The 12,392-nt window shown below is 42.5% G+C and carries 11 protein-coding genes and 1 pseudogene; 6 read left to right on the forward strand and 6 right to left on the reverse strand.

Features of this window, described 5'->3' with window-relative positions:
• Positions 1-165: 165 nt before the first annotated feature.
• From ACQY1X_RS05535 to ACQY1X_RS05545, 3 genes and pseudogenes are all read right to left on the reverse strand, one after another.
• A complete protein-coding gene (locus tag ACQY1X_RS05535) occupies positions 166-1,812 on the reverse strand; it encodes a hypothetical protein (protein ID WP_430014137.1) in 1,647 nt (548 codons plus the stop codon).
• Positions 1,813-1,924: 112 nt separating this feature from the next.
• Positions 1,925-2,173, reverse strand: a pseudogene (locus ACQY1X_RS05540) (glycosyltransferase); the annotation flags it as partial.
• A gap of 595 nt (positions 2,174-2,768) precedes the next feature.
• On the reverse strand, positions 2,769-2,981 hold the full coding sequence (locus ACQY1X_RS05545) for an Hfq-related RNA-binding protein (RefSeq protein ID WP_002733331.1): 213 nt from the start codon (positions 2,979-2,981) through the stop codon (positions 2,769-2,771).
• 61 nt (positions 2,982-3,042) lie between these two features.
• Between ACQY1X_RS05545 and dapF the strand changes: the two genes are divergently transcribed.
• The gene (gene dapF, locus ACQY1X_RS05550) at positions 3,043-3,888 is read left to right on the forward strand and encodes a diaminopimelate epimerase (RefSeq protein ID WP_430015463.1); all 846 of its coding nucleotides are present in this window, start codon (positions 3,043-3,045) and stop codon (positions 3,886-3,888) included.
• Positions 3,889-3,946: 58 nt separating this feature from the next.
• Here the strand turns inward: dapF and ACQY1X_RS05555 are convergent, their stop codons facing one another.
• Positions 3,947-4,159 (reverse strand): chlorophyll a/b-binding protein, encoded by a 213-nt coding sequence (locus ACQY1X_RS05555; RefSeq protein ID WP_002732553.1) that lies wholly within the window; start codon positions 4,157-4,159, stop codon positions 3,947-3,949.
• Between the two features lie 502 nt (positions 4,160-4,661).
• Between ACQY1X_RS05555 and ACQY1X_RS05560 the strand changes: the two genes are divergently transcribed.
• The 3 genes from ACQY1X_RS05560 to hisB all read left to right on the forward strand — a co-directional run bounded on the left by ACQY1X_RS05560 (position 4,662) and on the right by hisB (position 8,022).
• Positions 4,662-5,321 (forward strand): hypothetical protein, encoded by a 660-nt coding sequence (locus ACQY1X_RS05560; RefSeq protein WP_016516244.1) that lies wholly within the window; start codon positions 4,662-4,664, stop codon positions 5,319-5,321.
• 164 nt (positions 5,322-5,485) lie between these two features.
• Positions 5,486-7,000: a TonB protein gene (locus tag ACQY1X_RS05565; protein WP_430015464.1), complete on the forward strand. Its 1,515-nt coding sequence runs from the start codon at positions 5,486-5,488 to the stop codon at positions 6,998-7,000.
• Between the two features lie 392 nt (positions 7,001-7,392).
• Positions 7,393-8,022, forward strand: coding sequence for an imidazoleglycerol-phosphate dehydratase HisB (hisB, locus tag ACQY1X_RS05570; protein WP_430014139.1), 630 nt, complete (start codon positions 7,393-7,395; stop codon positions 8,020-8,022).
• A gap of 29 nt (positions 8,023-8,051) precedes the next feature.
• On the opposite strand, the gene thrC is transcribed toward hisB, so the two are convergent.
• Positions 8,052-9,161, reverse strand: coding sequence for a threonine synthase (gene thrC, locus ACQY1X_RS05575; protein WP_430015465.1), 1,110 nt, complete (start codon positions 9,159-9,161; stop codon positions 8,052-8,054).
• Positions 9,162-9,738: 577 nt separating this feature from the next.
• Here thrC and ACQY1X_RS05580 point away from each other — a divergent pair.
• On the forward strand, positions 9,739-10,509 hold the full coding sequence (locus ACQY1X_RS05580; protein WP_430015466.1) for a class II glutamine amidotransferase: 771 nt from the start codon (positions 9,739-9,741) through the stop codon (positions 10,507-10,509).
• Positions 10,510-10,511: 2 nt separating this feature from the next.
• Here ACQY1X_RS05580 and ACQY1X_RS05585 read toward each other — a convergent pair whose 3' ends face one another.
• Positions 10,512-11,240 carry an ABC transporter ATP-binding protein gene (locus ACQY1X_RS05585; protein ID WP_430015467.1) on the reverse strand — a complete coding sequence of 243 codons (729 nt, stop codon included), beginning with the start codon at positions 11,238-11,240 and terminating at the stop codon, positions 10,512-10,514.
• A 75-nt stretch (positions 11,241-11,315) separates the two neighbouring features.
• Between ACQY1X_RS05585 and ACQY1X_RS05590 the strand changes: the two genes are divergently transcribed.
• Positions 11,316-12,026 carry a Uma2 family endonuclease gene (locus tag ACQY1X_RS05590; RefSeq protein WP_069474994.1) on the forward strand — a complete coding sequence of 237 codons (711 nt, stop codon included), beginning with the start codon at positions 11,316-11,318 and terminating at the stop codon, positions 12,024-12,026.
• Positions 12,027-12,392: the final 366 nt, after the last annotated feature.

Genomic DNA, 12,392 nt, shown 5'->3' on the forward strand with positions numbered 1-12,392 from the left:
AGATTTCCGAAGCTATCTTAAGCTAGACAGGACCTTCAGCATCCCAACAACGGGGTTTAGATTACGAACAGCTTAGGGCAAAAATTTGGCAACCCAGAGAAAATGATACTGAAAAATTAAAAACTGAAGTTTATCTTGATTTCAGAGCAATAAACCTTAGCTATATCAAGCTGAAAATCGAAATGACCTTAAAAGTTTAGTTGTAACATATAAGTTTAGAATTGATAGTGCCGATAGCAATGGATTACTGGGGAATAAATAACGTGAAGCTGCGGGGAAAAATGCCATATCGACTGCAACATACAAAAATAAGCGCAGTAAAATTATAGATAGGGCAAAAGAAATAATCAATACATATTGATTAAGAAGTTGGGAGTGAACAGGTTTAATCAAGTAATAGACGAATAATATTACAAAAGATATCATTCCAATAATATTGATGATCTGAATTAAAGGAGTGATCCTGATCTGGTTTAAATAGAAAATAAGGTCTTTATTTAAATCTCGTTGATTAACTAGATAAGTTCGACGATGTGCCACTCGATTAAATATTGATCTCATTTCAGGAGTTACTCGAGGATCATCCGTATTTTGTAAGAATCTATTACTGACTCGTGGCAAAAATAAATATCCACTCATTTTAGTTAATGAATGAGGAAATTTGTTTAGCCAAAATCCTATATCTATAGGATCAAAAGAGAAAGTTTTCCTGTTAATTATTTGATAGTTAAATGCCTCTTGCAGTTCAGAATTAATTTGAGTAAAAACTTGATACATACTCCTGTCTTCTGTTAAATTGCTTCTTCTAATTGCTTCTATTGTTGACCAGTGCACCCAATCAATTGTTACTTCTATATTAGTATCTTTTCCACCGAGTGTAGTAACTTTCCTAGCTAATTCTTCTTCGATTAGAGATTTTACTTGATTCAACGTTGGACTCACTTGATAAGCCATTTTTAATTGTTTACGATTTATATTGACAAACTCAAAATCATCGATATTTTGACCATCATCTATACTCTGAATCTGGGAAAAAGTTTCTTTGAAAGCCGATGATTGACCAATGGATAATGCCGGTAATTCTAGAAAAAAAGTATTTAATAAAGTAAAAAATGTAGTAATTAATAAACTTATAGCGATGGGAATAATACAAATCGGCAAAGCTTCTCGAATAGCTCTTGCTATATTCATTCTATTTCTTAATACAAGAATAACAAAAACAACTAGGTAACTCAGCAAGAACACTATCTGCTCTGGACGGGTAATGAATATTATTCCTAAACACAATCCACCAAGGACAGAAAATATTAGTTTCTTCGCTAAATTTTCTGACATAACAGTTATGATGGTTAAAGCCAAAAGGATATGATATAAGCTAATGGCTATTGTTTCAGTTACAATAGTATTGAAAACCATAAAAGTTGTTATATGAAAAGTTAAAATTGCAAAAACGACTAAGCAGATATATCGAGGGATTTTTAGTAATCTAAAACTAAAAACCAATAAAATATTAGAGATAGTGTAAAAAATCTCATGACTAATTCTTAGAGGAAAATTCAGAAAATTAGAAACCATTATAAATATTGGATATCCTGGCATATAATCGATTATTGCCTTAGCTTTATTAGTAGGGAACCAAATATTCTGATCTGCCATTAACGCATAGAGCAAGCAATCTCTTGGATGCCCTAAAACTTCACTGTTTCTGATTAAAAAAAACTTAATAATGATAATTGATAAAATCCCACAAGCAAAGAATAATTTATTTATATCTTCGGAAAATATTCTCGTCAATAATTGTTTTTTTAGCATAATATTTACCGAATTCAGATTACTTTGGCAATAACTTGGGTTAGACGATAGTAACTACTATATCGAATAGAGATAAACTGTCCTCACATATTCAAATCCCTCATGATCATAGTCCCCTTTCTAGGATAGTAACCACCCGCGCCCCTGAATTAGTGGCAATTTCTTGGGAACCATCGCTACTGCCATTATCGGCGATTAGCACCTCCCCCGCAATTTTGTGTCGTTCCAGATAATCTCGCGCTTTGCCGATACAGGTGGCCAGGGTTTCCGCCTCGTTGAGACAGGGCATGATGATCGATAATTCTAGAGTAGGTATCTGCTCATTAGAGGCGGCATCTGCCATGACCTGATTTTCTAGCATAACAATGGCGGTGGATTCGTTTTGCCCAAGAATATAACAGGTTATGTACAGCAGTGTACCAAATTGTTAGCACACAATCTGCTTAGGGACTTGCGCTTTGATAATGTACCATTTAGGGCTGGTCTTATTCTTCTACAGAGCGATTGTCTGGCTGGGATATTATTCCCACGCAAGTCCCTTATTCTTTTTTCTCTGAGCGGCAATCTCTACCTGAAGTTGAATTGCGATCGCTATGTTGGCCTCTCTGACTCTCTGACTGGGAGCATCTCATTTATGCAAGTGAGTAATTATACTTGTACCTAAAACTGGTTTCTAGCAAGGCTTTCAAAATAGCTTGACATAAAAACCTGATTTAGAGGTTACAAAGGTGAGATGCTCCCTCTCTGACTTTCTTGATTGGGCAATTTAACCCAAATTTTCCAGCAACTGAAATTCTGATGCTATCCTCGCCAGCCTACCTGATTATTTGCTAGAAGTCATGGCCAAATCTCCTTAACCCCAACTGACGTTACATTTACTCAAAAGCTATATCCTTGGCACTGAATTTTTGATGCGTCCGGGACGCATCCCACAGCCAAATATCGCCAATTTCCCCCTAGGCTTTAGGTCTTAAATAAACTAGAGACTGTTGCCAAATTAAAGTGGGTTTATCGTAGTGATCGACTAGGTATAAACAGTTAGCATCTTGCCAAAGGATGCGACCAACGAGCAGATCATCGGTGCTTAACTTAATTTCTACTTCCCGTTTCTCTTGAATATAGCTCTGTACTTGTTTAATACTCGGCAGACCAGGATCGAATTGAGACATAATGAGTTTATCGATGAGGTGTTCATCCTCTATTATTCCTGTTGAGTAGCTTTTATTGACGATGAAAATCCCCTTCACCAAATATCAAGGCCTGGGCAATGATTTTATTTTGATAGATAACCGTCACAGTCCCGAACCCCTGATCACACCAGAAATAGCCGTGGCTATGTGCGATCGACATTTTGGTATCGGTGCTGATGGCGTGATTTTTGTGCTTCCCGGCCAAGCAGCAACCGACTACACCATGAGAATTTTTAACTCTGATGGTTCGGAACCAGAAATGTGTGGTAACGGTATTCGCTGTCTAGCCCAATTTATCGCCCGTTTAGAGGCTAACAACGCCATTGGCCGCACCTATCGCATTCATACTCTAGCAGGAACGATTATTCCTCGTTTAGAGGCTAATGAACAGGTAACGGTTGATATGGGACCGCCGCAATTACTAGGCAGTGAAATCCCCACCACTTTGGTGAAGGGGTCAGAAAAAGTCCTCGCGGTTCCCCTAGAGGTGGAAGGCAAAGATTGGTTAATTACTTGCGTTAGTATGGGTAATCCCCACTGTGTCACTTTTGTGGATGATCTGGCCTCTATTCCCCTAGAAACTATCGGTCAAAAATTTGAGCATCATCCGGTTTTTCCCCAACGGACTAATGTGGAGTTTGTGGAGGTAATTGGGCCGGATTATATGAAGATGCGTGTCTGGGAGAGAGGAGCGGGAATTACTCTCGCTTGCGGTACTGGTGCTTGTGCTGTGGTGGTGGCGGCCGTGTCAACGGCTAAATGCGATCGCCATTGTACCGTGGAACTGCCCGGTGGTTGTCTTCAGATTCACTGGTCGGACACCGATAACCGGGTTTACATGACAGGTCCTGCTAAAGCTGTTTTTGAGGGCATTTACGCCATCTAAACCAACCCGTCGGGACGGGGACTGAACTCCCCGAACAGCGCGACAGGATTGTTAATTCTTAGAGACTGGTAATCCAAGCAATAATTCCTTTACCAGTTAACAATTCAATGGCTAAAAGAGAGACAAAGCCAATCATAGCTAGTCTGCCATTCAATTTTTCAGCTTTTTTGGTAAAACCGAGACTGCTAGAACTATCAACGTACATTTTCGGTTCAACAGCAAAATTATTCAGTCTTCCTTGTTCTTCGGTGGTGTAGCCGCGGGCAGTCATGGGGAGGCTCCTTTTGTATGCTTATGTTAAGAAGTGTAACACATTGTTAAGTTATGTTGCAAGTTTTAACAAAAAATTTCTGGAGACTCAGAAAACCTCGATGAGGTGGTCAGTCAACGGCAGGATTCTAGGCTGTCAGGGTAGTGCTATAGTTCTATCTCCTCTGGGTTTATCGATGAAATTTTGCCTTTTTCTTGACAAATTAGTCAGATTGTGATAATAAAGAGGTGTAAACTCGTTCGCCTAATCAGGGGAAAGACAAAAACTATCTTAAGGTCGCCAGAGGAGTCCCGTTAAACCGTACAGGAGTTAGCGGGGGATAAATTGCCACCAAAAGCGAACCCGATTTTAGGGAGTCAACTGACCTTGAGTGAAGATACTCGAAAGGGTAAGTGTGGGGAGAATAGGGAAAAACCACTAGGAAAAACCCGAATAAAATCTTAAGATGCGGAGTGCCTAGTAGCCGTAAGTAACGATCGCGCTCACTGTTTTTGTAAATTCTATGGCAGAGATTAGCCCAGAGATCAACCTCATGCAGATAGCGACTATACTCAACCAATATCGATTTGAAATGAGAGGATACAAAGCGCAGGAATTAATCGAGCGCTGGTTGCCTACCTATTCGCTAAATTGGATTCGCATGGCGATTTTAGAGGCACTCTATCAGGGACGTTACAAAGTCATTTCGGTGGAGGAAATCCTCAAAATTTGGCACCGTCGCGGCCATCCTACCTTTCATTTTACGGGGGAATTCGAGCGATTGGTTTGTAAAAACCTGCCAGATTCCCAGTTAAATGGCAAAAAAACGGTATTTATCCCTAAACAGGAAAAGATCAATATACTTTCTGCCACCCTTGAGCGGCCTGATCCAGAGCCACAAGCGGAAGCCACGAGTAAAGATGCTTTATTCAACTTAGAAACTTCTCTTTTTGATGATCCTCGCAAGGGGATGAGTGATTTGGATGAGTTATTCTCGCAGTTAACCCCGGAAATGCCCAAATTCCCTGAATTAGAATCATTGCCTAAATCCCCTAACGGTCATGGAACTAGGGAGAATTTTTCGGTTAATTTTAAGCCAGTAATCGATGAGTTTATCCCTTTGTTAGACCCTTCGGAATTATATCCCAAATTAAAAGCTGTGGCTCGATCGCAGTATAAGTAGGGTTGGCTGAAAAAGTTTTTCCTAGGGGCAGGGTGTGGGGTGTGGGGTGTGGGGTGGTGGGGTACTGACACCAATTAATTCCCCGCCCTCAAGAAAAAAAATCGCCTTGACGATTAGAATAGAGTTAACTTTTCCCCTCAAGGCTCTGCTCAATTAACTAGATTATGACATCCTCCTATTTTGGTCTAGAAACCGAAGAAAATAAACTAATTAACTCTAATAATCTCTCGTTCGCCGCTTCTCTTGGTATTCATGCCCTAATTTTAGCGATTATCTTACCTAATTTCCTCAATAATCCAGCGCAGGAGCCAAAAAAAGAGTTACGCAACGTCAATCTGATTGAATTGAACCCTCTAGAGCAGTCACGTCTTCCCAGTCTCGACTCCTCCCTGTCCAGCTTACCGGAACTGCCTAACCCCAATTCGTCCTCTTCCTCTTTGCCTCCTCTCCCCCCCATGGATGGTATCCATAACAGCACCTTACCTCCTTTACCCTCGGTTTCTTCCCTTCCCCCTTTACCTTCTTTACCTGCTTTACCTCCCCTCTCCTCCTTACCCTCCGTCAATATCTATTCTCCTCCCGTGGCATCTATTCCCTCTCTGGGTAGATTACCGATTCCTCGCAATTTTCCCACTTCTACCCCCAGTTTACCTAGTCCTCCTTCTGTTCCCACGCTGCCAGAGAATAATAATCTGCCGAGGGAGACTAATAACCAGCAGCTCCGGCCTGAATTCGATCCCTACCAAGATAATCTAACTTTAGATAGATTGCGAAATTCGCCCCGTAGTGCATCGCAACAGGCACAGGAACAATTAAACAATTCCTTGGCCCGCACTTCGGAGCCGAATGGTCAATCGCCCATTGATGAACAGCGTCGTCAACAATTAATGTGGGAAATGCGGGAACGTTTGCGCTCCCTGGAGGCGGATAAAAGCAATACCAGTAACGAGGAGGCCATGAGAAATCAGGTGGATTGGCTGGCCAGAGTCCAAAAAACTAATCCTAACGCCTTAAATGAACTAAATCAGCCCAATCCGGGCAGCAGAGGCATAACTACCGTCAATTTAACCGGTAATTATCCCGCTACAGCTTGTTCCCGTCAATTAGCGGGGACGGCGGTTTATGGGGTGACGGTGGATGGTCAAGGCCGCATCAGCAGTGAACCCCAGTTAATTAAAAGCGCTGGCTTCCCGATTTTCAATCAACAGGGGGCTAGGGAAGTACGCTTAACTCGCTTTAATAATCCCAGTGGTGAGTCGAGAATCTATCAAGTGAGCGTCAGTTTTGCCCCTAACCCAGAAGTGTGCCGAGGTGCGATCGCTAATCCCCCAAAACCGGAGGGTAGTAACCTCAATACGCGTAACTCCCCCCCCGTAACGCCGGCAATTGAAACCCCGCCTCGTCCTAATCAAACCCCGCAACCCGCCGTTAGTCCCCAACCGGATAACGTCAACCCCCCCGCAACCACAGGGCCAAATCCAGTCCCAACCCAGCCAGAACCGCCCAAAGAAGCGATAATCGAAGAAAAAGCCCCGGAAACTCCTCCCCAAACCCCCGCTCTTAATCAGCCGGAGGGTTCCCCCGCTAGTCCCCCCACTAGCCAAAATCCTCAACCTGTCAGCGAGGAAGCTTTACCCCCCGGTCCGCCGGCGGAAGCTAAAACTGAACCAGAAAGTTAGGCCTTTTCAGTGATCAGTTATCAGATATGAGTTTTAAGTTCACTGATTACTGAAAAAAACTCTCATCTTCCTAGTCAATGATTCGATCCCCCCTTAATCCCCCCTTAATAAGGGGGTGCCGATCCCCCCTTAATCCCCCCTTAATAAGCTATCCCTTATAGGGATCTTTCTTAACAATTTTTGCAGTAAGCACTCCAACCCTTATCCTGACTTGATTTCAGTTTTTTCTTTGTCAGTAAGGGTGTCAACAAGGAATATTACAAATTGTTAACCGAGTCTTGAAAGCCTTGTGCTACAAAGGTTTGAAATGTTAAGAAAGATGTGACTAAAGGACAGCTTAATAAGGGGGGCATCTGATAATTTTTAACGGCTACCTACTTATTTTTACTTAAATGATTTCCACTTCCCAGCTCCCCGATTCTTTTGTCTCACCTTGCCGTCGCGCCTCCGTTAGTCGTACTACCAAAGAAACCGATGTAGAGGTGACGATCGATCTTGATGGTAGCGGCAATTGTCGCGCCCAGACAGGAATTCCCTTTCTTGATCATATGTTGCAGCAAATCGCCTCCCACGCTGCGATCGATCTCGATGTGCGCGCCACCGGAGATCTAGAAATTGATGACCATCACACCAATGAAGACGTGGGAATCACCCTTGGACAAGCTTTACTGCAAGCTTTGGGGGACAAAAAAGGCATCGTCCGTTTCGGGCATTTTGTCGCCCCTCTCGATGAAGCTTTAGTGCAGGTTGCCCTCGATTTTTCCGGTCGTCCCCACCTCAGTTATGGTCTAGAAATTCCCACCCAAAGAGTGGGAACCTACGATACTCAGCTAGTGCGGGAATTTTTCGTTGCTTTGGTCAATCACAGTCAAATGACCCTACATATTCGCCAATTAGACGGGATTAATTCCCATCATATTATTGAGGCTACTTTTAAAGCTTTTGCCCGGGCGATGAGTATGGCCATAGCGATCGATCCCCGTCGCGCCGGTATAATTCCCAGTTCTAAGGGCGTTTTATAGAAGCACTGCTTAACCGAATTGACGTTAGCTTAAAAGCCCATAATTTGAGCCACTTGCGTTAATTCGGGAGCAATCCCAGATTTTAGTTGGTTATTGCTGTGTTTTACCGCCGAATCTGGGTCTTTTAGTCCATTTCCCGTTAAAACACACACTACGGTGGCCCCATCGGGAACCTGTTGATGCACTTTTAATAATCCTGCCACAGAAGCGGCGCTGGCTGGTTCACAGAAAACCCCCTCTTGGCCCCCTAAAATCCGATAGGCTGCCAATATTTCCTCATCGCTGACCGCGTGAAATTGCCCTTGACTAGCGTGACTAGCGGCCCAAGCTTTTTCCCAGTTAGCGGGGTTGCCGATACGGATAGCCGTGGCCAGGGTTTCGGGATGGTCAACCGGTTGTTTGGAGATAAAAGGGGCAGCCCCGGCGGCCTGAAAACCCATCATCTTCGGCAGTCGGTCACATTTGCCTATCTGGTGATACTGACAGAATCCCATCCAATAGGCGCTAATATTGCCCGCATTACCCACGGGAATACATAACCAGTCGGGGGCATTACCCAAGACATCGACAATCTCGAAAGCCGCCGTTTTTTGACCCTCTAAACGGTAGGGATTGACGGAATTGACTAAAGTTACGGGATAATTTTCTGATAGTTGGCGGACAATCTTGAGGGCATCATCGAAGTTGCCATTAATAGCGATGACTTCGGCTCCGTACAATAAAGCCTGGGCTAATTTTCCTAAGGCCACATAACCGTCGGGGATAATCACAAAGGCCCGCATCCCGGCCCTTCTTGCATAGGCTGCCGCCGCCGCCGAGGTGTTCCCGGTACTGGCACAAATCACCGCTTTTGCCCCTTCTTCTTTAGCTTTCGAGATGGCCATGGTCATGCCCCGGTCTTTAAAGCTGCCGGTGGGATTTAAACCATCATATTTGACAAAAACCTTGACATCGCGCCCGATTTGTGCTGAGAGATAAGGGGCGGGGATCAGGGGTGTATTGCCTTCTAGGAGGGTAATTACAGGGGTTTTACTGCTTACGGGCAGAAATTGGCGATATTCTTCGATCAAACCGCGCCAGCCGCCGATAGACAAGGATTTAGTGGGTGATTGGGGGATCGATCGAGAAATAGTTGTCATAGCCTTAAGGATACAGATTTGATTAGATAGCCCAGCTTACTATTTTATCGAATAAGCAGGCCAAAAAATTAATCTCGATCGCCCGATTGGGATTCATGGGGTTTAAAACAGGGATGCGGAAAGATAAAAGGTAGTAACAGCCAATAAATGGACTTTTAGGCAAAAAAATGTCATTTTATCGCTTAAGCAGGCCAAAAAATTAATCTCGATCGCCCGGTTGGGATTCATGGGGTTTAAAACAGGGATGCGGAAAGATAAAAGGCAGTAACAGCAAATAAATGGGCTTTTAGGCAAAAAATTGTTATTTTATCGCTATAAATCTGATTTTTTGCCTTTTTTGTCTTTCAGAGGTTGATTTAATTAGGATTGGCTGAATAAATCTAAAAACCTTCTGAAAATCGGTAAAACCCCACACCAACCAACAAACTTTTTCAGTAAACCCTAATTAGCAGTAGTGCCAGATTAATTTCTTAGCTAGGATGGGCAAGAGGCAGCTGGAAGAAATTCTCCTGTCTCCTGTCACGGCTGCTGGCAGTAAGTAATTTTGCTGGCATCTGATATTCAAACTCAAGCAACTATGTGTCAACTTCTAGGCATGAATTGTAATGTCCCCACGGATATCTGTTTTTCCTTTGAGGGATTTTGTGCGCGGGGAGGAAAAACCGACGAACATCGAGACGGTTGGGGAATCGCTTTTTTTGAGGGTTTAGGTTGTCGAACTTTTATTGATGTTAAACCCTCGATCGCTTCTCCGATTGCGGAATTAATTAAAAACTATCCCATCCATTCTACCAATGTTATCGCCCATATTCGCAAAGCCACCCAAGGAGAAATTAAACTAGAAAACTGTCATCCTTTTCGGCGGGAATTGTGGGGGAAATATTGGGTTTTTGCCCATAATGGTAATTTAGAAAATTTCTCACCTGCTGCGGGAGATTTTTATCAACCAGTTGGGGAGACGGATTCGGAAAAAGCTTTCTGTTTAATTCTTAATACCCTGCGAGAGACTTTTCCCCAGGGCAAACCTTCCCTACAACAACTCTATCAAGTCCTAAAAACTATCACAAATTCTATCGCTTGTCAAGGAATTTTTAATTATCTTTTATCCGATGGTGAACATTTTTTTGCCCATTGTTCGACAAAATTAAGCTATATAATCCGTCAATATCCTTTTGCCGCTGCTCATTTAATTGATGAAGATGTGAGCGTTGATTTTCAAGCTTTAGCTCATCCCGGCGATCAAGTGGCAATTATTGCCACTACACCCTTAACTGATAATGAAGTTTGGACAGCAATTAATTCAGGAGAATTATTAGTTTTTCAGGAGGGCGCAGCAATTTTAAGTTAATCTTACCAATTGTCACTTTGTCGAGATTTTTCTAAATCAATTAACTGAGTTTTTAACCCTAACCAATCTAATTGATTGGCGAGGCAATCTGATCCAATTCTTCCCGCTTCTAGATAAATGACTCTCTCGGCAAATTCCTCTAAAAAATCTAGTTGATGATTGACCATAATTATCGTCATTGAACTTTGATTGTTCAATACTTCTAATAACCTGCTGGCCGTTCCTGTATCTAGAGCAGAGGTGGGTTCATCTAATAACAATATGCTCGGTTCTAACAGCAAAGCTCTGGTAATTGCCACTAATTGTCTTTGTCCTAAAGATAATTCTAACTCCCCGCGCTCAAACCACTGTTCAGGAATCTTTAACAGGGATGTCCAATGGTCAATTCTCTGATTAATTTCCGCAGGGGTAAGTTTTTTTAATTGCAGAGGATAAGCGAGAGCATCTCGAACATTCATCCCTAATAACTTCGACTCTTGTAGCAATAAAACTATCTGTTGTCGCAGGGAAATAACCGGTATTTCCCTAATCGATTTACCTTGAAAATAAATATTTCCCGTGCTGGGTTCTTGCAAACGATTTAACAATCGTAAAAGAGTCGTTTTTCCTGCCCCAGATGCTCCGACAATAGCTAACTTTTCTCCTTGCTTGATGCTAAAAGTAATATCTTCTAACAGATAAGCACTACCCCGTCGGATAGCTAAATTTATTTGCTTTAGTTCTAAAATCAAGATTGGTCTTTTCCTTACTTAGTTCAAAATTATTATATAATGAAAATAGCCCAATGAGTTCGGCAGGTATTCCCCATGGTTAGTCAAGTTAACAAAAACGAGATTATCTATCCTGAGAGCGACGGTAAACCGATGGCAGATAATACTAAACAATTTAACTGGATAGTGACGATTAAGCAGAATCTCGACTGGTTATATATCGATGATCCCCAGGTATTTGTAGCGGGGGATCTGTTATGGTATCCCGTGGAAGGCCAGCCGAAAATTGCCGCTGCTCCTGATACGATGGTAGTATTGGGCAGACCGAAAGGCGATCGAGGTTCCTATAAACAATGGCAAGAAGATAATCTTGCTCCTCAAGTCGTCTTTGAGATTCTTTCTCCTAGTAACACATCGATCGAAATGGCCAAAAAATTGCTATTTTATGATCGCTATGGAGTCCAAGAATACTACGTCTATGATCCCGATGATAATAGTCTAGAAGCTTGGCAGCGAATTGGTGACAGTTTAGACAGTGTTAGTGAGGTTAATAATTGGGTGAGTCCCCGTTTAGGAATTCGTTTTGACTTAACCGACGAGTTAAAAATTTATCGTCCTGATGGTACTCAATTCTTGTCCTACAGCGAAATTAATCAACTACTGGAGCAGGAAAAGCAACGGGCTGAAAATGAACGCCAACGGGCTGAAAATGAATGCCAGCGGGCTGAAAAGGCTAATCAGCAGTTAGTAGAAATGGAGGCAAAACTGCAAAAATATCGTCAACTTTTTGGGGAATTACCTAACTAGGGTGTGGGGTGTAGGGTTTTGCCGATTTTGAGGTAGTCAGTTACCTAATTTTCAGGGAAAAAGTCTAGGGATTTTACCCCCGATCACTCCAATGGTCAGCACTTTTTGAGGGCAAAAAAGTCTAAAAGCCTTATCCAACAAGGGTTTTAGATTTATTCCTGGACAGCAATTCTCATTTTAAGGTTTCATGACATTAAAACCCTTGCACCTAGAGGGGTTAATAATTCTTAACGAATCTCTAGATCGCTGAAACAACGCAAAATCGTTTCAAAATGAGAATTGCTGGCTCACCTCTTTGTAATAAACCTACACCTGTCAGAATAGGGCCACGGAGTAACGTCAAGTATTTTATAGAAAATTAATATA

This window comes from Microcystis protocystis FBCC-A270, assembly GCF_050500235.1.
Taxonomy (GTDB): Bacteria; Cyanobacteriota; Cyanobacteriia; order Cyanobacteriales; family Microcystaceae; genus Microcystis; species Microcystis ichthyoblabe_A.

What these genes read in the sequence shown, in the direction of transcription:
- ACQY1X_RS05535 (WP_430014137.1), bottom strand. Translation starts at nt 1,812, where the DNA reads ATGCTAAAAAAACAATTATTGACGAGAATATTTTCCGAAGATATAAAT.
- thrC (WP_430015465.1), bottom strand. Translation starts at nt 9,161, where the DNA reads ATGACAACTATTTCTCGATCGATCCCCCAATCACCCACTAAATCCTTG.
- ACQY1X_RS05565 (WP_430015464.1), top strand. Translation starts at nt 5,486, where the DNA reads ATGACATCCTCCTATTTTGGTCTAGAAACCGAAGAAAATAAACTAATT.
- ACQY1X_RS05590 (WP_069474994.1), top strand. Translation starts at nt 11,316, where the DNA reads ATGGTTAGTCAAGTTAACAAAAACGAGATTATCTATCCTGAGAGCGAC.
- ACQY1X_RS05560 (WP_016516244.1), top strand. Translation starts at nt 4,662, where the DNA reads ATGGCAGAGATTAGCCCAGAGATCAACCTCATGCAGATAGCGACTATA.
- ACQY1X_RS05580 (WP_430015466.1), top strand. Translation starts at nt 9,739, where the DNA reads ATGTGTCAACTTCTAGGCATGAATTGTAATGTCCCCACGGATATCTGT.
- ACQY1X_RS05555 (WP_002732553.1), bottom strand. Translation starts at nt 4,159, where the DNA reads ATGACTGCCCGCGGCTACACCACCGAAGAACAAGGAAGACTGAATAAT.
- dapF (WP_430015463.1), top strand. Translation starts at nt 3,043, where the DNA reads ATGAAAATCCCCTTCACCAAATATCAAGGCCTGGGCAATGATTTTATT.
- hisB (WP_430014139.1), top strand. Translation starts at nt 7,393, where the DNA reads ATGATTTCCACTTCCCAGCTCCCCGATTCTTTTGTCTCACCTTGCCGT.
- ACQY1X_RS05545 (WP_002733331.1), bottom strand. Translation starts at nt 2,981, where the DNA reads ATGTCTCAATTCGATCCTGGTCTGCCGAGTATTAAACAAGTACAGAGC.